Here is a 15,854-nt window from a genome sequence, read left to right as displayed (position 1 = left end):
GTTCTCCGCCAGGTTGGCGGCCTCCAGCAGGTCTTCGTCGATGGCGCAGGAGCCCTCGTAGTGAAGCTCGCAATCGGTGACGGTGGCGCGGTGGATCTTGGACTTGAGCAGGGTACGGAACATGGTGGGAGATCTTTCTCTGCGAAAAGGATGGGGTTGAACTGGCGTCACGCGGCGGGCGGCACCAGGATGGTCGGCGCTGCGTCCAGGTAAGCCGAACACGAGCGAGGCGGTGAGCAGCGCATCGCTCTTCTCTTATATTTACGTGCGTCTTTTTGTAAGACGATGGCTGATGTCACTGTCCCCAGTTCGTAACCGGGCGTTCCCCCTCTTCATCATCTTCTGCACCGAGGAGCATCGTGTCGCACAAGACATTGCACGTGTTGTACGAGATCAGGCTGTGCTGGTCCGACAAGGTATCTCCCGACGAAACGTGACCACTTAGATGCCGCACAACAGAGACAAGCTCGATCACGCCGCGCCAACGGGAAACATGTTCTTTGGGCATGAGACGCACTGGGTCGAGAGGCGCCCGGCATGGAGCGGACATGACCGTGTCCGTCGGCGAGAAGGGCAACGAGGCCGAAAGCCGCGTGGGCTGAGGCGTCGACCTCGTCCTGTCGATGGGGCTAGGCTTTGATGAGCGCGAGGCCCTGCCGATGACGGAAACGAGCGAGGAGGAGGGCGGTTGAGCCCCAGATCAGCGCCGTGTTCGCAGTCAGGCCCAAGGAAACGATCACTGCGGCGCGATCCGCGAATCCTTGCCCGAAATCAAGGAGAAGAAGAGCCAGGGACCACGGGAGCGCACACAGGATCGCTACGAACAGCATGACGCCATGTTCGGCGGGCCTCTGCGTCGCGGCCACCAGAGCGGCCACCAGGACGACCGCCAGCGCAGTGACGGTGCCCGGCAACCACCAGGCGTGGCGATACCAGAGGGGCAAGCGAGGACTGTTCATGAGCAGAAATTGTGGGATCTGCGCAGCAGAACGCGCTGCGCAATTTCGCACATTGCAGCTCAAAGCTCTTATGTGTGGCACGCCGCCCACACTCAGCGGCGCATTGGGCTATCGGGACTGAGGAACGGCGCGGAGGACCTCGACCGGCCCGATGCCCGAATACACCGTCTCTCCAGTATTCAGAGCGCTGACGGTCCAGCGTTCCCCGGGCGTGATCTCGTACTCGCCAGGCTCAAGCGGGAGTTCACGTTCCTCATGCACCCCCGGGCCGAGCCAGGACGGCATGCGAAGCAGAGACGGCGAGCGGGCGAATAGATCTTGAGAGTCGGTCATGCGTCGATCCTAACGGTGCAGAGGAGCGCCGCCGGCGACGATCTGCGGCTGCCCGGGATGAACACATCGACGCGGCTTCAACCCTTGGCGGAACGACCGCACCTGAATGCCACGAAGCCAAGGGGCTGCCGTTGGAGCTGAACCCGCTACCCCTGTTGACGGCGTTGTAGGTCAAAGGGCTTAATCTGACCATTCGCGGCCGGTCGGCGGCGTTCGCAATCCCCGGGAGCTGCTGTGGACGCCGATGGTGAGTTCGAAGTGAAGCGCTTCGATCACGAGGGATGGTCCGTCCGAGTTTATTTGACCAAGCTTGGGGCGGACGGCTTCGTCGCTGGCCATGCGGACCTGTACCAAGGCCAAACCCATCAGTGCCGCATCGCCTTGGCGGGCCAGCAGCACGACCAGGCCGCAGCGATCGTCGTGCTTGAGGAAGAAGGGAGGGCGTTCATTGGGGAGTGGATGGCCGGGATCATGCGGGGTGACGCTGGAGCCGCGGAACCGTAGGCCGAATCAGCGTTGGTTTAGCTGAATGGGTGGTGGATCTTCTCCGCATGAATTGCGACGGCGAAGGGATCTCACGCCAATATTGGGTATTGAGGGTTTGCCCGTGTGATGAGCCGTCCTACGTTGGAGTCTGGCCGCGCGCTATTCCCATCTGGATAGTTGTCCGCTCAAACTGGCTTGCCTGAGGAAGCTCGTGCTCGTTGGTAAGGTGGTCTTGATCCTTCTGTCCGGACCGGTCGTGGCGATGGCGGCCATCCTGGTAGGGCAGCTATATGCCCTGATCGCTCTTCTTGCTCTTCCGTTTCTCTTGGCGTTCGAAGTCATTGACAGGAAGATCAGGGATGCCCATCTGGCTGGTCGCGAGCTCGACATGCTGCAGAGTTTGCTCTCAATAGCACCCGCGCGCATCAGGTCTGCGGTGCAGGAACACAAAGCTGAAGATAGCGTTCAGCTTGCTTTCACAAGCGCCCCCTAGAGTGGCGCCATGCCGACCACGCGCCTTCGCCACTTCATTGCGACACGCTGCGTGGGGTGGTGTTTTCTCGCTGTGCTGCTCGCTGCGATCCAGCCCTTCATCGCCGTTCACTTTCGCCACGACGGGTGGGAGGACGAGCCCGGATTCCGCATCCGCAGCGCGAGCGCGTCGACGCAATTCGAACCGGACAACCGCCCAGACCATCCGACCGACCGGGAGACCACGCTGTTCGTGTCCTCGGCGGCGAACATCGATCTGCCGGATGCGCTGCAGCACGGCATCAACCACCTGAGAGCGCGGCTGCTCCTCCTGTTGCCCTTGACGGTGGCCGCGGTCCTGGTCGTCGAACCGGCCCAGCGCCTCGTTCCCGAACCGGTGCCCAACGTCAGCGGTGCGCCCCCGCCCACCACGCTCTGGCTGAGAAGGCTGCCGGAGACTGCGCCTCCCCTTGCGAGCTGAGAGCGACGCCGCGCGGCGCCGTGCGTTCGGCTGTGCGTCGTCGCACAGCCGCTTCTTGTTTCGCCGATTGCGGGAGCTCGTATGAAGGCGCTGAATTTCGCTCTGTTTCAATGGATGGCTGCAGGCTACGAGCCCAGTTCGTGGCTCCTGCCCCTGGCGTCGGCGATCGCGCTCGGCGGGGCCTGGGCCGGCATGGCCCTCATGGGATGGGCCGCCTGGCGGCGGCCGTCGGAACGCGGCTACGTGATGGCGACGCTGGCCTTTGCGGCGGCCACCGCGGTGATCGCGCACGCCATCGCTGCGTCGCTGAATCTGCCGCGTCCTTTCATGCTGGGATTGAGCCCGGCCTACATCCCCCATGGCGCACGCGGGTCGCTGCCGAGCGCCCACGCTGCGGTGATGTTCACGGTCGCGCTGATGTTTCTGCTGCGTCCCCGGCTTCGTGACCTGGGCATCGGCATGGCGGCCGTGGCCGCGATCACCGGCTGGGCGCGTGTCTACGTCGGGGTTCATTTCCCGGTCGACATCGCGACGGGGCTCTTGCTGGCCGTCGTGATGACAGGCGTCTTCGTCGGGGTCCAGCGGCTCTGGCGGCGCCATGTCGCGCCGAGGATCGCGCGCGACGATCTGCACGCGCGGGCGCCGGCCTCCAAGGCCGACCAGCCGCTCGTCTGAGAGGAGACGCGCCATGAACGGTCCCGTGCAGACGACGGGGGACATTCTCGACATCGAGCGTCCCCAGCAAGACGAGAGCACCGCGCGCGGCGAGCGCCGGGTGCGTGTGCCGACGGGTCGCAGCATCTCCTGCGTGATCCCCTGTTTCAACGAGGCAGGCAATCTCAACGAACTGCTTGCGAGGCTCGAAGAGGCCTTGTGGGCCACGCATCTGGCCTGGGAAATCATCGTGGTCGACGATGGCAGCACCGACGGCACGGTCGCGGTGGCCGAGGGTTGGTGCCAGCTCTCGGGCTTCCGGTGCATCAGCCTGTCGCGCAACTTCGGCAAGGAAGCCGCGCTCACCGCCGGGCTGGAGGCGGCCTGCGGCGACGCCGTCGTCGTGCTCGATGGCGACTTGCAGCATTCGCCGTCGCTGATTGCAGACATGCTGGCCCGGTGGCAGGGCGGCGCCGACGTGGTCTACACGGTGCGGCAGGAGCGCAGCGACGAGCACAGGCTCAAGCGCTGGGGCGCAAGCCTGTTCTACAAGCTGGTGAATTCGTCCCATCGCTTCGAACTGCCCAGGGACGCCGGAGACTTCCGCCTGATGGACCGCAAGGTGGTGGACGCCTTGCTGAGCCTGCCGGAGCGCACCCGCTTCATGAAAGGCCTGTATGCCTGGGTCGGTTTCAATGCGGTCGCGTTGCCCTACACGCCCGGCCCGCGGGGGCAGGGAGAGAGCAGCTTCAACGCGATGCGCCTGTTCAATCTTGCCGTCGACGGGTTGACCTCGTTCACCACCTGGCCCCTGCGGGTGGTCAGCGTGGTCGGTCTCATGTTGGCCGTACCGGCTTTCGCCTACGGCATTTACCTGGTCGTCGAACACCTGCTGATAGGCAATGCCGTCTCGGGCTGGACGACGATCGTGGTGAGCCTGATGTTCTTCATCGGCATCCAGATGATCTCGACCGGCATCGTCGGCGAATACGTCGCGCGCATCTTCGAGGAAGTGAAGGGACGCCCGCTCTACGTGGTGAAGAAGGATCTGGGCCACGGTCTGGACGGGCAGCAGTCATGAGGCTGTCCCGTGACTCCAAGGCCATTCTGCACGCCGCTGCCGGCCTCGCGGCCTTCGTCCTGTGGTTGGCGGTCACGGCCGGGTTCCGGCCGTTGATGGCGCCCGACGAAGCGCGCTACGCCGGCGTGGCTTTCGAGATGCTGCGCGGCGGCGACTGGCTGGTGCCGCGGCTCGACGGCTTACCCTTCTTTCACAAGCCGCCGCTCTTCTACTGGATCAGTGCCGCGGCGATGGCGGTGCTGGGCCCCTCCGAATGGCCGGCACGGCTGCCTTCGATCCTCGGCGCGGCCGTCGCGGCGCTCGGCCTGCTGCTGTTCCTGCGCCGCTGGGCGGATGCGGCGAGCGCGAAGCTTTCCGTGCTGGTGCTGGTCACGACGCCCTTCTTCTATGTCGCAGCGCAGTTCGCCAACCTCGACATGCTGGTGGCCGGCTGCATCAGCGCGACCGTGCTGCTGGCGGCACATGCGAGCTTGTCCAAGGCGCAGGGCGAGGCATGGCGCGGGGCGCTGGCGGGCGCCTTCGTCTTCGCGGCGCTCGGCGTGCTCGCGAAGGGCCTGATCGGCCTGGTGCTGCCCGGCGCAATCTTCCTCGCCTGGTGCGTGGCAACGCGCCGTACCCGCGCCGTCTGGCAGATGGCCTGGCCGCCCGGGTGGGTGCTGTTGCTGGCGATCGCCGGCCCCTGGTTCGTGGTGATGCAGATGCGCTATCCGGCCTTCTTCGACTACTTCGTCGTGACGCAGCATTTCAGGCGCTTCGCCGCCTCGGGCTTCAACAACGAGCACCCGTTCTGGTTCTACCTGCCGGTGATCGCAGGGCTGACGCTGCCATGGATCGGTTGGCTGGCGCTGGCGCGCCGCGGTGCGCGGGAGGGCAGGGCGCCGCTGTCCGACGTCGACTGGCTCATGCTGATCTGGTGCCTCTGCATCGTTCTCTTCTTTTCCATCCCGCGCTCCAAGCTGATCGGGTATGTGCTGCCTGCACTGCCGCCGCTGGCGTACCTGATCGCGCGGGCCGTGCCGGCCGCGATGAAGGGCCCGGGCCCGCTGTCGCGGCCCTTGGGCTGGACGGCCGCGCTGTCCGGCCTTCTTTGCCTGGCCGCCGTCGCTTTCGTGAGTGTGTACGTCGTGCAGCCCGGCCATCGCCTGCGCCTTCCCGCGGACGTTGCCGTGGCGCCGGGCGACCAGGTGCTGATGCTCGATGCCTACTACTACGAACTGCCCTTCAACTGGGCACTGCGACAACCGGTCATGGTTGCGACCGACTGGACGCCGGCCGTCGTGGAGCGGCGCGACGATTGGCGCAAGGAACTCCACGACGCCGCCCGCTTCGAGCCCGAACGCGGGTCGACGCTGCTGGTCGACACCTTCCGTCTTCATGATGCGCTGTGCGTGTCTCGCGCCACTTGGCTGATCGGGCCGTCCAACGCCGTGCTGGCCCACCCATGGCTGGCGCAGGCCCGCCTGGTCGCCGTGAGCAGGGAGGCGGCCGTGTGGCGATTTGCCGGAAGCGCAACGCGCGACCGGCGCTGCCTCGACGAACCCGGAGTCGCCGCGCCGCAATGACCGAACATGCACCTCGATACCTTTGCGTCTGTGCCGACGACTTCGGCATGACCGAGGGCATCAACTCGGCTGTGCTCGAACTGGCGGGGCGACACAAGATTTCCGCAACTTCCTGCATGGTCCGCCGCGGCGCATGGGCCGTGGGCCTGCGCGGCTTGCGCGGCATCGAGCCGTCCTGCATCGAGGTCGGACTCCATCTCGATCTGAGCCCTCCGCCAGAAGGCCGGCAGTCCGAGCCTGGGCTGGGCGGATTGATTGTCCGAAGCCATCTGCGCCTGCTTCGCCCTTCGGCCGTGCGGGCCGAGATCAGGGACCAGCTGGCGCGCTTCGAAGACGGGCTCGGCCGACCGCCGGCCTTCGTGGACGGGCACCGGCATGTCCATCAACTGCCGGTGGTGAGCGATGTGCTGACCGAGGAGATCGCGAGCCGCTACGGCACGGCGGCGCCATGGGTCCGCAGCACGGCGCCGCCCGCACCGCGACGCTTCGCGAAGACCAAGGCCGACATCGTCTTCGCGCTCGGCGGCGCGAGGCTGCTCGCGCTCGCGGCGCGCCGAGGCATCCCGACCAGCCGCGCCTTGCTCGGCATCTACGATTTCACGGGCACTTCCGACGTCTACCGCGGGCGGCTGCGGCAGTGGATCGACTGTTGCCGCACGGGCGACGTGCTGGTGTGCCATCCCTCGCTCGGCGATGCGCCTTGGGTTCCCGCCGGCCCGGCGCGGCGCAACGAATACGCGGTGCTGAGCGCGATCGCCTTTCCGATGATGACCGCGGCCGGGGTCGTGTTCCTGCGTCCTCTTTCGCACTTGTCGCGTGCCGCCGATCCGGTCCATGCATAGGGCGCAGCTCGTCAAGGCCGCGGTTTTTCTGTGGGCGCTGGTGGTCTTCATGCCGGTCGGCGCCAACTACCTCGGGGCCGCGATGCCGAGCTCGTTGAAATTGGACTCCGCGAAGCGCGGGTGAAAGTGGTCAAATGGCGACGCTCCTGCGGAGGCGAAGTCGATATGGATGCCTTGTCCGAGGTCTTGAAGATCCTGCAGTTCAACAGCGCGATCTTCTTCAACGCCAGATTCACCGCACCATGGTGTTTTGCTTCCCCGGAAGCGGAGGCGGTGGCCAAGCAGGTCAACGCGGGATCCCAGCGTCTGCTCTTCTACCATCTCTTCGTGGACGGTTCGTGCACCGTGAAACTCGACGGCATGCCGCCGCTTCACCTGCAAGCCGGCGACATCATCCTGTTTCCGCATGGCGATGCCCACACGATGGCCTCGTCCGGGATGGACGAGCCCGGGCCGCTGCTCGATGTGCGAGCGCTGTTGCGCGAGAGGCCCGACGAACTGCAGCTGGGCGGCGGCGGCGAGCCAACCCGCTTCATCTGTGGCTATCTGTCATGCGATCCCATCCTGTGTCGGCCGGTCCTGGCAACGCTGCCCAGAGTGCTGACGGTCAGCCTCAGGAGGGACGAAAAGACCGACTGGGTGGAGCGTTCCTTCGTTTATGCGGTGGCGGAGGCCACTTCCACGCAACCCGGTGGCGAAGGCGTGCTGGCCAAGTTGTCCGAGGTGCTGGTGGTCGAGACATTGCGCCGGTACATCTCCCAGATGTCCGAGGGCCAGACCGGTTGGTTCGCGGGCTTGCGTGATCGCGTCGTCGGCAAATGCCTCGCCCTCATGCACGAGAAGCCGGCGTATCCATGGACGCTCGAAAGCCTTGCGCGCGAGGCCGGAACATCGCGCTCGGTTCTCGCCGAGAAATTTACCCACTATGTCGGACAGCCCCCTATCCAATATCTCGGCAAGTGGCGCATGGCGCTCGCGTCGAACCTGCTGCGGCGCAACGCCTTGAGCATGATGCATATCGCGCTGGAAGTCGGCTACGAAACCGATGCCGCTTTCAGCCGCGCCTTCAAGCGCGAGTTCGGCATGCCCCCGGCATCCTGGCGCCGCGAGAACAGCCTCCAGAGTCCGACTGAGGTCAACGACGGAAAACGATCAGTGCGATCAGCACGCAGAAGCTGAGGAACTGAACAAGAAAGAACGCGAAGCGCACCGACACGACGCGATCCGTCTGGGCGAAGCAGACGTGGACCAGCGACTGGGGGATCCGCGCCGCCAGGATGACGACGCACAGGGGATCCACCGTCGGATCGGCGATGCCGAAGGTGCGCAATGCATAGACCAGCACGGCGAAAACCGGCAGGTTCTCGACGCAGTTCGCATGTGCGCGCATCGAGCGCAGGTACCAGTCCTGCCCCTCGACATGGTCGGCCCTGAATTCGCTCATTCCCGCCCGACCACGAAGGACCCGGCTCAATCGATAGGCGCCCACGGTGGCGAGCAGGAGGACCAGGGTCCAGGCGGCGAAACCCAGCAGCATCAGCTCGGGCAGCATGTTCTCGGCCTCCACTTGCATGCCCTGGTGGGCATGGCGATGCCCTACTGGCGGGGCACCGCGGGCGATCGGGCGGGCACCGCATAGAGCAGCGGCTGCAGCGCATCCGTCACCCGGGCAGCCTGCCTGTCATCGAGAACGCGGAAGAGGACCTTCTGGAAGCGCGGCTCCGTCACGCCCGACACGATGTACTGCCAGCGATACGCCTTCAGGATCCCCTCGCCGATGGCGGTGCGTTGCGCATCGGCGTAGCGCTTGCCCGCGATCGACTCGAAGTAGGTCGCATCGGCGCGCGCCTGAGCCAGGAGAATGCCGTCGACCGCCACGACCAGGTCGATCAGGTCGCCGACGGCCGCGTCGCGGTCGGCGGCGTTCAGGCGCGCGTCCTCGCGAAGGAACTCGAGCTCGTCCAGCACCGCGTGCTGCGACTCCTCTTTCCAGTGGGCCAGGAAGACGTCCTTCCACAACTCGCACAGGTCGTCCTGCGGCTCGATGCTGGCGCGATAGTGGGCCAACGTGAAGAGCTCGATGTCCAGTGTCAGCGCAAGGACCGACCAGGTGCTCTTGCTCAGCACGGCTGTCGCGACGGCGTTGGGTTCGGCCGTTGCCACGTATCCTGCAGGCATGTCGGCGGCCATCATCGTTTCCATGCGCCGGAACAGCTCCTGGTGCTTCAGCTCCTCGTCGGCCATGCGGACCAGGGCCTCCAGGGCCACCTGGTCGCCGAGCGCGTGCTGCCGGCTGATCTCGAGCACCTTGGCGCCGATGAAACGCTCCACCAGGCCGAAGATGTAGGCGTAGCTTCGACCCTGCACCTGGCTCAGCAGGCGCCGGTCATCGGACGTCATGAAATCCAGCTCGTTCACCAGTGACAGGCCGGCCGGCAGGAACGTCTTCTCGAGATCGAATCGCCGGCGACGGATGACGTCGTTGTCGATGTCCCAGCGGACGCGTTTGGAATTCGCGATGACCTTCGAGTACTGGGTCGCGGAGGGGGCGCTTTGCATGATTGCCTCTTTCAATGTTCGTTGAAGGAGCGTCAATGATCGAAGCGCGACGTGAATCAAGTCGGGCCACGCGTCCGCAAATCTTGCCCGGTGATCCGAGCATGCACGTACCGGCGCACACGCGATTCGCCGCGCAGTCCTCCCTCGGGCGGGGTTCGCCGGGAAGGAGCCGGTCCTGAAGGACTCTTTCCTGGCCGGGTCGGTGATTCGCAGACCAGAGGTGATTGACTGCTCTCGCACTGCAAAGCCGCCTTCGGTCGGCGTGACGGCGTACGGAGACGCTTGATTTGCACCAGAACCAATCTTTGCACCAGAACCGTATGAGCCGCCAAGGGCGATCGTGCGCCTACTGCAGACATGTCTCCTGTGTCATCGCGATCGGTGTGCGCCGGACGACCTGGCCGGCCTTTTCGTCTTGCACCGACCCGTCGGCAAAGGCGAGTCGCCCGTTGACCCAGACGCGATCGATGCCCGACGACAGCTCGCGCGGCTGTTCGAACGTGGCGCGATCGCCGACGGTGAGCGGGTCGAGCAGAACCAGGTCGGCTGCGTGACCGACGGCAATGCGGCCGCGGCCCGGCAAGCCCAGTTCCTCGGCGGTCAGGCCGCTCATCTTGGCGACGGCCGTCTCCAGGCTGAACAGATGTTCTTCACGCGCATAGTGGCCGAGCACCCGGGGAAAGGTGCCCCAGAGGCGCGGGTGTGGGTGCTCGTCGTGCGGCATGCCGTCGGAGCCGATCAGCGTCTTGGGGAACGCCAGGATGCGACGCACATCGGTCTCATCCATCATGAAGTAGATTGCGCCGGCCGGCATCAGTCGGGCGGCGGCCTCCTGGTCACTGCAACCCAGATCGCGAGCGATGTCGGCCAGCGTGCGTCCTGCATGCTCGGGATGGGGATCGGACCAGCTGACGAGCACGGACGAGGCGCGCGCCACGAATTCCGGCCGCAGCACGGTGGACGAAGCGTTGTATGGATAACAGTCCAGCGACACCGGTTGATGCTCCATCGCGGCGCCGATGCGCTTCAAGGTCTCGATGGAACGACCGTGGTTGGCGACACCCGCCAGCTTGTGGTGCGAGATCAGGACCCGAACGCCCAGGCGGCGGCCGATCTCGAAGGTCTCGTCCAGCGCATCGATGACCTTCTCGGCCTCGTTGCGCATGTGGGTCGCGTACAGCGCGCCGTGGGCGCGCAGTGGCTCGCCCACAGCAACGATCTCGTCGGTGCTGGCGTGTCGGGCTGGTGGGTAGAAGGTGCCGGTGGACAGGCCGAACGCTCCGGCGTCCAAGGCATCGGCCAACAGCGTTTGCATCGCCGTGCATTCGGCGGGTGTGGCGGCACGCTCCAAGTCGTCCATCACGTTGGCTCGCAGCGTCAGGTGGCCCACGAGGCAGACCGCGTTGACGGCCGTGCCTTCCGACTCGAGCGCTCGCAGATAGTTGGCGAATGCCGGAAACCTGAGCCATTCGTGGTTTGCGATCAGATCGAGCGGCGGCGGAATGACGCCGCGGATGCGGCTGGGCGCCAGGCTCAGGCCGCAGTTGCCGGTCACCACCGTCGTCACGCCCTGCGAGAGCTTGGCCGTCATCGCGCCGGGTGTCAGCAGCGCGCGGTCATCGTGGGTGTGTACATCGATGAAGCCGGGCGCCAGTACCCGCCCGGCGGCCGCAAGGCGCTCGCGTGCCGGCGTGTCCGACAGATCGCCCATCGCGACGATGCGACCGCCGGCAATGCCCACGTCCATCACGAAGCCCGGTTGGCCGCTGCCGTCGACCACGGTGGCGCCTGAAACGCAGAGTGTGAGTTCCATTCTGCGTCTTCCTTTCAAGCTGCCAGCGCGGTGTCGACGCCGCTTTGCACCGGGGGTGCGGATGTGCCGAGCCGCCGCTGCAGGCGCCCGATCAGTCTGCGCAGCTCGGCATGGTCGGTGGCATCGAGCACCGGACCGGGTTTACGGACCGCCGCACTGCGGATGGCGCCGCGCAGGCGCAGCGTCTCCTTGCGCAGCGCGAGGCCGATGCCGTACTGAAACTCGTGCCGCAGCAAGGGAAGGTAGGCGTCGAACAGATCCTCGGCCGCTTCCTGCCGGCCCTGCGCGAACAGCGCGCAGACCTGCACGAGCATTTCGGGATAGGCGAATCCGGTCATGGCACCGTCCGCGCCGCGCAGCAATTCCTGGGGCAAGAACAGCCCGCCATTGCCGACCAGGATACTGATGCGGCGGCGGCCTGCGGACTCTGCCTGCGAACGTATCTGCGTCAGCTTGCGCAGGCCGGGCAGGTCTTCGTGCTTGAACATCACCACTTGCGGAAACTCGTCGACCAGCCGGTTGACGACGTCCACCGAGGTGTAGACGCCGGTGGACTGCGGGAAATCCTGCAGGCAGATCGGCACGTCGGCGCCAAGCATGCGCGCGACGGTGGCGTAGTAGCCATGAACCTGGTCATCGATCTTCAGGTTGGGTGCGGGGGCCAGCATCACGCCGGCAGCGCCGAGGTCCATGGCCGATTTGGCCAGGCGATCCACGTGCTGGTTCGATGCGTGGCTCACGCCGACGACCACCGGAACCCGGCCCGCTACGCGCTGTAGTACGCGACGGGTGAAGGCCAGCGACTCTTCCTCGGTCAGCTTCGGGGCCTCGCCCATCATGCCGAGGATCGTCATGCCGGAGACGCCGTGGCCCAGGTAGAAATCGACGAGGGTGTCGGTGCTTTGGAGGTCGAGCGCGCCGTCGTCGCTGAAAGGCGTGGCGGAAATGATGAACACACCGGAAGAGCGTGCGTGAATGCGGGAGTCGGATGTCATGAATATGCGATGAAGGATCAGGCTTGCCGAAGAGGCGCTTGCCAAGGCTGCGGACGGGCTAGATGCTGGTGTGGCGGGCCACGTGGCCTGTTCGGGCGTTTTCCAGGTGCTGTTGCATCGCGGCACGGGCCTGGTCGGGGTCGCGATCGATGATGGCCTGCAGGATGGCCATGTGCTCCTGGCAACTCGGGGCAAAACGCTCGGGGGCGGCGTTCTGGTCGAAACACCGCGCCTTGATGCGCAGATCGTGAACCGTCTGGGCCATCAGCGGGTTGCCGCTCGCCATGGCGATCGTGTCGTGCACCAGGTTGTCGATGCGGTGGTTCTCTTCCTTGGAGGTGTTTCGCGCGACCAGGAGCGCCTGGACTTGCGCCAGGATCTGCTTTGCTTGCTGAACGTCGAGCCGTGTGGCCGCGGCGGCCGCGGTTTCACCCTCGAGCAACACGCGTATCTGGAGAATCTGGAGGTATTGGCGCAGGGTGGGTTCGCGCACCATCAATTGACCTCGAGGTGTGCGGATGGCGAAGCCCCCGCCGATCAGCCGGCTCATCGCCTCGCGCAGCGGTGTCCGCGAGATGCCGAGGGTCGCGGCCAGGGTGCGTTCCTGCAGCGGCTTGTCCATCGGCAGACGGCCGAGCTGAATCATCTCCAGCAAGATGCGGTAGGCGTCCCCCGCCAGATCGACGCCGTCGGCGGTGTCGGAGACGGCGGCGGTAAGGCTGGGTTCAAGCGCTTCGAGATCCGACTCTGCGTCCGACGCCGAGGAGGCACCGACCGTCGGGCTTGTCTTGGTGAGCGAGATCATGTTGGTTTCAGCTGAAAGAGTTGAAATGAGGAACTGGTGGAGGCGCTGCGGCCGCTCACGCAGCGGCGAACTCCATCGCATCCGTGGCCCGAAATCCCCACGCCACGGACTGGCCCGGCGTACGGTCCGCGCCGGTGACGCCGGCGGGCGCATAGGCGACCACGGTTCGGCCGAGGGACTCGATGAACACCTTCCAGTGAAGGCCGCAGAAAGTCGAGGTCAGGACCCGTCCTTCGTGCCGGATGTCATCGGCACCGAGCTGTGCGCCCAGGCGGACGTTTTCCGGTCGCACGGCGAGCGTGCGGCTGGTCTGGTCGATGAAATTGCACTCGCCAAGGAAACCCGCAACGAAAGCCGAGTCCGGGGCGCGGTAGAGCGTTTCGGGCGCGCCGGTCTGAACGATGCGCCCCTGGTCCATGATCACGATCCGGTCGGACAGGTTCATCGCCTCGTCCTGGTCGTGTGTCACGAAGACGACGGTCAGTCCCAGGTCGTGGTGGAGCTTCTTCAGTTGCAACTGAATCGCCTGGCGCAGGTTCTTGTCGAGCGCGCCGAGGGGCTCGTCCATCAGCAGGATGTCAGGCGTGAAGACCAGGGCGCGAGCCAGGGCCGCGCGCTGCTGCTGGCCGCCCGAGAGTTCGCGAGGCAGGCGGTCGCTGAGCGGGCCCATGCTGACCAGCTCCAGTGCCTCTGCGACGCGGCGGCGGATGTCGTGCGGGTTCAGGCGGCGCATGCGCAGCGCGAAGGAGACGTTGTCGAACACAGACATGTGCGGAAACAACGCATAGTTCTGGAACACCATGCCGATGTTGCGCTCGGCGATGGGCATACGGGTCACGTCACGGCCGGCAATGCGCACGCTGCCGGCGTCCGGCGCCTCGAAGCCGGCGATGATCTTCAGCAGGGTCGTCTTGCCCGAGCCGGAAGCACCGAGCAGCGTGCAGAACTCGCCGCGCTCCACGGCCAGGCTGACCTCCGGCAGGGCGACGACATCCTTGTAGACCTTGCGGATGCCGCTGAGCGCGACGTCCTTGCCCTGGCGTTCGGGACGGATGGAGAGTCCGAGAGGCGAGTGCCCCGATGTCTGGTGGTTGGATGGCATGTCAATCTCCTTTCTTCCTGCCGAGAAGCAGGTTGGCAATCAGGATGAGGGCGGTGGCTGCGATCAACACGCAGGAGGCGGAAATCACGGTCGGGTCGAAGTCGTGGGCCAGGCCCTCGTACATCAGCTTGGGCAGGGTCCTGTTGCGGATGGTGGTGAGGAAGAGCGCCATCACCACGTCGTCGAACGAGGTGACGAAAGCGAAGACGGCACCGCCGATGAGGCTGGGCAAGAGGGCGGGCATCATGACCAGCCGGAACATCGCGGGCCACGACGCGCCGAGGCTGAGTGCGGCCAACTCGAGGCTGGAATCGAAGCTGCGCAATGCAGCGCGCACGGTGATGTAGACATAGGGGGACGCCAGCACCGTGTGGCCGATGATGACCGCGACCGAGTTGGCGACCCAGCCCAGAGGCGCTGTCAAATAAAACAGGGCGACGGCCGTGATGATGGCGGGCACCGACATCGGGATGACGAACAGCGCGTCGAGCCAGCCTTTGCGGGCGGAGGTCATCTTGTGGACACCCAGCGCCGCCGCAGTGCCGAGCACGGTGGCCAGCACCGTCACCGTCAACCCCACCCGCACGCTCGACCACAACGCGCCGATCCACTTCGAATCCTCGAAGAAATTCGTGTACCAGCGCAGTCCGTATTGAGGCGGTGGAAACACCGGAAAGTCGGTCGTGCCGAAGCTCATGGGAATCACCACGAGGATCGGCAGGATCAGGAACGCCGCACAGGCGAGTCCGGCAACGACGGCGACGCGGCCCCCCGGCGTGCGTCCTGCCGTGGGCGCGCTGCTGCCCTTGCCGGTCGAGCCGCTGATGAGTTTGTCCAGACCGAACATGCGGTTGAACACCCACAGCGACAGCAGCACCGTTGCCAGCAAGATGGCGGCCAGTGCGGCCGCCAGTCCCCAGTTCAGCTCTTCCGAGATGTTGTGCGAAATTAGCTCCGCCACCATGCGCTGGGCGGGCCCCCCCATGAGCGACGGCGTGATGTAGTAGCCCACCGCATTCATGAAAACGATGATGCCGCCGGCCACCACGCCCGGGCTGGTCAAGGGCAGTACCACGTGGCGGAAGATGCCCACCGAACTCGCCCCGAGGCTCTGCGCGGCCTGCACGAGCGTGGTGTCCATGGCGCGGAACGCGGCGTAGAGCGGCAGGACCACGAACGGCATCAGCACGTGCGTCATCCCGATCATCACGCCGGTGAAGTTGTAGAGGAACGCCATCGGCTCATCGAGGATGCCAACAGTCGTGAGCAATGTATTCAGCGGCCCGTTCTTGCCCAGCAGCGCGATCCATGCCGAGGTGCGCACGAGCGCACTCGACCAGAACGGCAGCAGGACGGCGAAGAACAGCAGCCGCGCGACGCCCGGTCGCACCGTGGCCATCAGGTAGGCCAACGGGTAGCTCATCACGATGCACGACAGGGTCACCGCGGCGGCGATGGTGAAGGTGTTGCCCAGCACGATCCGGTAGATCGGCGTGTCTAGCAGATGGCGGTAGTTGGCGAGCGTGAGCGCGCCGTCGCGAAGGAAGCCCTCCTTGAGCAAGCCCGCGATCGGTCCGACGAAGGCCAACAGGAGGAACACCAGCAGCGGCAGCACGGCGAACACCGCAGCGCGGTTCCAGCCACGCCGCGCGGGAATCGCCGCGGGCGGCGTCGCGGCGTGGGGAAGGGGAAGGGCGGTGCTTGCCATGAT

18 protein-coding genes are annotated in these 15,854 nt (G+C 65.7%); 9 read left to right on the top strand and 9 right to left on the bottom strand.

Features of this window, described 5'->3' with window-relative positions:
- Together BLS74_RS28590 and BLS74_RS28585 are read right to left on the bottom strand one after the other, a co-directional pair.
- Positions 1 to 123 (bottom strand): aspartate 1-decarboxylase (locus BLS74_RS28590; protein WP_139191773.1); only part of this gene is annotated, 123 nt, incomplete at its 3' end.
- Positions 124 to 629: 506 nt separating this feature from the next.
- A complete protein-coding gene (locus BLS74_RS28585; RefSeq protein ID WP_139191772.1) occupies positions 630 to 959 on the bottom strand; it encodes a hypothetical protein in 330 nt (109 codons plus the stop codon).
- 567 nt (positions 960 to 1,526) lie between these two features.
- Between BLS74_RS28585 and BLS74_RS28575 the strand changes: the two genes are divergently transcribed.
- The 9 genes from BLS74_RS28575 to BLS74_RS28540 all read left to right on the top strand — a co-directional run bounded on the left by BLS74_RS28575 (position 1,527) and on the right by BLS74_RS28540 (position 8,048).
- The gene (locus tag BLS74_RS28575; RefSeq protein ID WP_093110520.1) at positions 1,527 to 1,796 is read left to right on the top strand and encodes a hypothetical protein; all 270 of its coding nucleotides are present in this window, start codon (positions 1,527 to 1,529) and stop codon (positions 1,794 to 1,796) included.
- A 193-nt stretch (positions 1,797 to 1,989) separates the two neighbouring features.
- Positions 1,990 to 2,271, top strand: a complete 282-nt coding sequence (locus tag BLS74_RS28570) for a hypothetical protein (protein ID WP_093110506.1) — start codon at positions 1,990 to 1,992, stop codon at positions 2,269 to 2,271.
- A 9-nt stretch (positions 2,272 to 2,280) separates the two neighbouring features.
- The gene (locus BLS74_RS28565) at positions 2,281 to 2,730 is read left to right on the top strand and encodes a hypothetical protein (protein WP_093110505.1); all 450 of its coding nucleotides are present in this window, start codon (positions 2,281 to 2,283) and stop codon (positions 2,728 to 2,730) included.
- Positions 2,731 to 2,811: 81 nt separating this feature from the next.
- Positions 2,812 to 3,405, top strand: a complete 594-nt coding sequence (locus tag BLS74_RS28560; RefSeq protein ID WP_093110504.1) for a phosphatase PAP2 family protein — start codon at positions 2,812 to 2,814, stop codon at positions 3,403 to 3,405.
- A gap of 13 nt (positions 3,406 to 3,418) precedes the next feature.
- The gene (locus BLS74_RS28555; RefSeq protein WP_093110503.1) at positions 3,419 to 4,465 is read left to right on the top strand and encodes a glycosyltransferase family 2 protein; all 1,047 of its coding nucleotides are present in this window, start codon (positions 3,419 to 3,421) and stop codon (positions 4,463 to 4,465) included.
- Positions 4,462 to 6,027, top strand: coding sequence for a glycosyltransferase family 39 protein (locus tag BLS74_RS28550; RefSeq protein ID WP_093110502.1), 1,566 nt, complete (start codon positions 4,462 to 4,464; stop codon positions 6,025 to 6,027). Before BLS74_RS28555 ends, BLS74_RS28550 begins: the two co-directional genes overlap by 4 nt.
- The gene (locus BLS74_RS28545; protein ID WP_093110501.1) at positions 6,024 to 6,869 is read left to right on the top strand and encodes a ChbG/HpnK family deacetylase; all 846 of its coding nucleotides are present in this window, start codon (positions 6,024 to 6,026) and stop codon (positions 6,867 to 6,869) included. The genes BLS74_RS28550 and BLS74_RS28545 overlap by 4 nt, the downstream gene beginning before the upstream one ends.
- The gene (locus BLS74_RS35600; RefSeq protein ID WP_280142677.1) at positions 6,862 to 6,993 is read left to right on the top strand and encodes a hypothetical protein; all 132 of its coding nucleotides are present in this window, start codon (positions 6,862 to 6,864) and stop codon (positions 6,991 to 6,993) included. Before BLS74_RS28545 ends, BLS74_RS35600 begins: the two co-directional genes overlap by 8 nt.
- A 41-nt stretch (positions 6,994 to 7,034) precedes the next feature.
- Positions 7,035 to 8,048 (top strand): AraC family transcriptional regulator, encoded by a 1,014-nt coding sequence (locus tag BLS74_RS28540; protein WP_093110500.1) that lies wholly within the window; start codon positions 7,035 to 7,037, stop codon positions 8,046 to 8,048.
- On the opposite strand, the gene BLS74_RS28535 is transcribed toward BLS74_RS28540, so the two are convergent.
- From BLS74_RS28535 to BLS74_RS28505, 7 genes are all read right to left on the bottom strand, one after another.
- Entirely contained in the window at positions 8,005 to 8,421 is a 417-nt protein-coding gene (locus tag BLS74_RS28535; RefSeq protein ID WP_093110552.1) for an MAPEG family protein, read from the bottom strand. The two genes, BLS74_RS28540 and BLS74_RS28535, sit on opposite strands and share 44 nt — an antisense overlap.
- Positions 8,422 to 8,465: 44 nt before the next feature.
- Positions 8,466 to 9,428: a hypothetical protein gene (locus BLS74_RS28530; protein WP_093110499.1), complete on the bottom strand. Its 963-nt coding sequence runs from the start codon at positions 9,426 to 9,428 to the stop codon at positions 8,466 to 8,468.
- A 346-nt stretch (positions 9,429 to 9,774) separates the two neighbouring features.
- Positions 9,775 to 11,241, bottom strand: a complete 1,467-nt coding sequence (locus BLS74_RS28525) for an N-acyl-D-amino-acid deacylase family protein (protein WP_093110498.1) — start codon at positions 11,239 to 11,241, stop codon at positions 9,775 to 9,777.
- Positions 11,242 to 11,255: 14 nt separating this feature from the next.
- Positions 11,256 to 12,236 (bottom strand): dihydrodipicolinate synthase family protein, encoded by a 981-nt coding sequence (locus BLS74_RS28520; RefSeq protein ID WP_093110497.1) that lies wholly within the window; start codon positions 12,234 to 12,236, stop codon positions 11,256 to 11,258.
- Between the two features lie 58 nt (positions 12,237 to 12,294).
- On the bottom strand, positions 12,295 to 13,041 hold the full coding sequence (locus BLS74_RS28515; protein WP_093110496.1) for a GntR family transcriptional regulator: 747 nt from the start codon (positions 13,039 to 13,041) through the stop codon (positions 12,295 to 12,297).
- 55 nt (positions 13,042 to 13,096) lie between these two features.
- Positions 13,097 to 14,143 carry an ABC transporter ATP-binding protein gene (locus tag BLS74_RS28510; protein WP_093110495.1) on the bottom strand — a complete coding sequence of 349 codons (1,047 nt, stop codon included), beginning with the start codon at positions 14,141 to 14,143 and terminating at the stop codon, positions 13,097 to 13,099.
- A 1-nt stretch (position 14,144) separates the two neighbouring features.
- Positions 14,145 to 15,851 (bottom strand): ABC transporter permease subunit, encoded by a 1,707-nt coding sequence (locus BLS74_RS28505; RefSeq protein WP_093110494.1) that lies wholly within the window; start codon positions 15,849 to 15,851, stop codon positions 14,145 to 14,147.
- Positions 15,852 to 15,854 lie beyond the last annotated feature (3 nt).

This window comes from Variovorax sp. CF079 (genome assembly GCF_900101545.1).
GTDB lineage: Bacteria > Pseudomonadota > Gammaproteobacteria > Burkholderiales > Burkholderiaceae_C > Variovorax.
Note: the sequence above shows the minus strand (reverse complement) of the source record. Positions and strands in the feature narration are given on the sequence as shown.

What these genes read in the sequence shown, in the direction of transcription:
- BLS74_RS28585 (WP_139191772.1), bottom strand. Translation starts at nt 959, where the DNA reads ATGAACAGTCCTCGCTTGCCCCTCTGGTATCGCCACGCCTGGTGGTTG.
- BLS74_RS28565 (WP_093110505.1), top strand. Translation starts at nt 2,281, where the DNA reads ATGCCGACCACGCGCCTTCGCCACTTCATTGCGACACGCTGCGTGGGG.
- BLS74_RS28560 (WP_093110504.1), top strand. Translation starts at nt 2,812, where the DNA reads ATGAAGGCGCTGAATTTCGCTCTGTTTCAATGGATGGCTGCAGGCTAC.
- BLS74_RS28555 (WP_093110503.1), top strand. Translation starts at nt 3,419, where the DNA reads ATGAACGGTCCCGTGCAGACGACGGGGGACATTCTCGACATCGAGCGT.
- BLS74_RS28550 (WP_093110502.1), top strand. Translation starts at nt 4,462, where the DNA reads ATGAGGCTGTCCCGTGACTCCAAGGCCATTCTGCACGCCGCTGCCGGC.
- BLS74_RS28545 (WP_093110501.1), top strand. Translation starts at nt 6,024, where the DNA reads ATGACCGAACATGCACCTCGATACCTTTGCGTCTGTGCCGACGACTTC.
- BLS74_RS35600 (WP_280142677.1), top strand. Translation starts at nt 6,862, where the DNA reads ATGCATAGGGCGCAGCTCGTCAAGGCCGCGGTTTTTCTGTGGGCGCTG.
- BLS74_RS28540 (WP_093110500.1), top strand. Translation starts at nt 7,035, where the DNA reads ATGGATGCCTTGTCCGAGGTCTTGAAGATCCTGCAGTTCAACAGCGCG.
- BLS74_RS28535 (WP_093110552.1), bottom strand. Translation starts at nt 8,421, where the DNA reads ATGCTGCCCGAGCTGATGCTGCTGGGTTTCGCCGCCTGGACCCTGGTC.
- BLS74_RS28530 (WP_093110499.1), bottom strand. Translation starts at nt 9,428, where the DNA reads ATGCAAAGCGCCCCCTCCGCGACCCAGTACTCGAAGGTCATCGCGAAT.
- BLS74_RS28525 (WP_093110498.1), bottom strand. Translation starts at nt 11,241, where the DNA reads ATGGAACTCACACTCTGCGTTTCAGGCGCCACCGTGGTCGACGGCAGC.
- BLS74_RS28520 (WP_093110497.1), bottom strand. Translation starts at nt 12,236, where the DNA reads ATGACATCCGACTCCCGCATTCACGCACGCTCTTCCGGTGTGTTCATC.
- BLS74_RS28515 (WP_093110496.1), bottom strand. Translation starts at nt 13,041, where the DNA reads ATGATCTCGCTCACCAAGACAAGCCCGACGGTCGGTGCCTCCTCGGCG.
- BLS74_RS28510 (WP_093110495.1), bottom strand. Translation starts at nt 14,143, where the DNA reads ATGCCATCCAACCACCAGACATCGGGGCACTCGCCTCTCGGACTCTCC.
- BLS74_RS28505 (WP_093110494.1), bottom strand. Translation starts at nt 15,851, where the DNA reads ATGGCAAGCACCGCCCTTCCCCTTCCCCACGCCGCGACGCCGCCCGCG.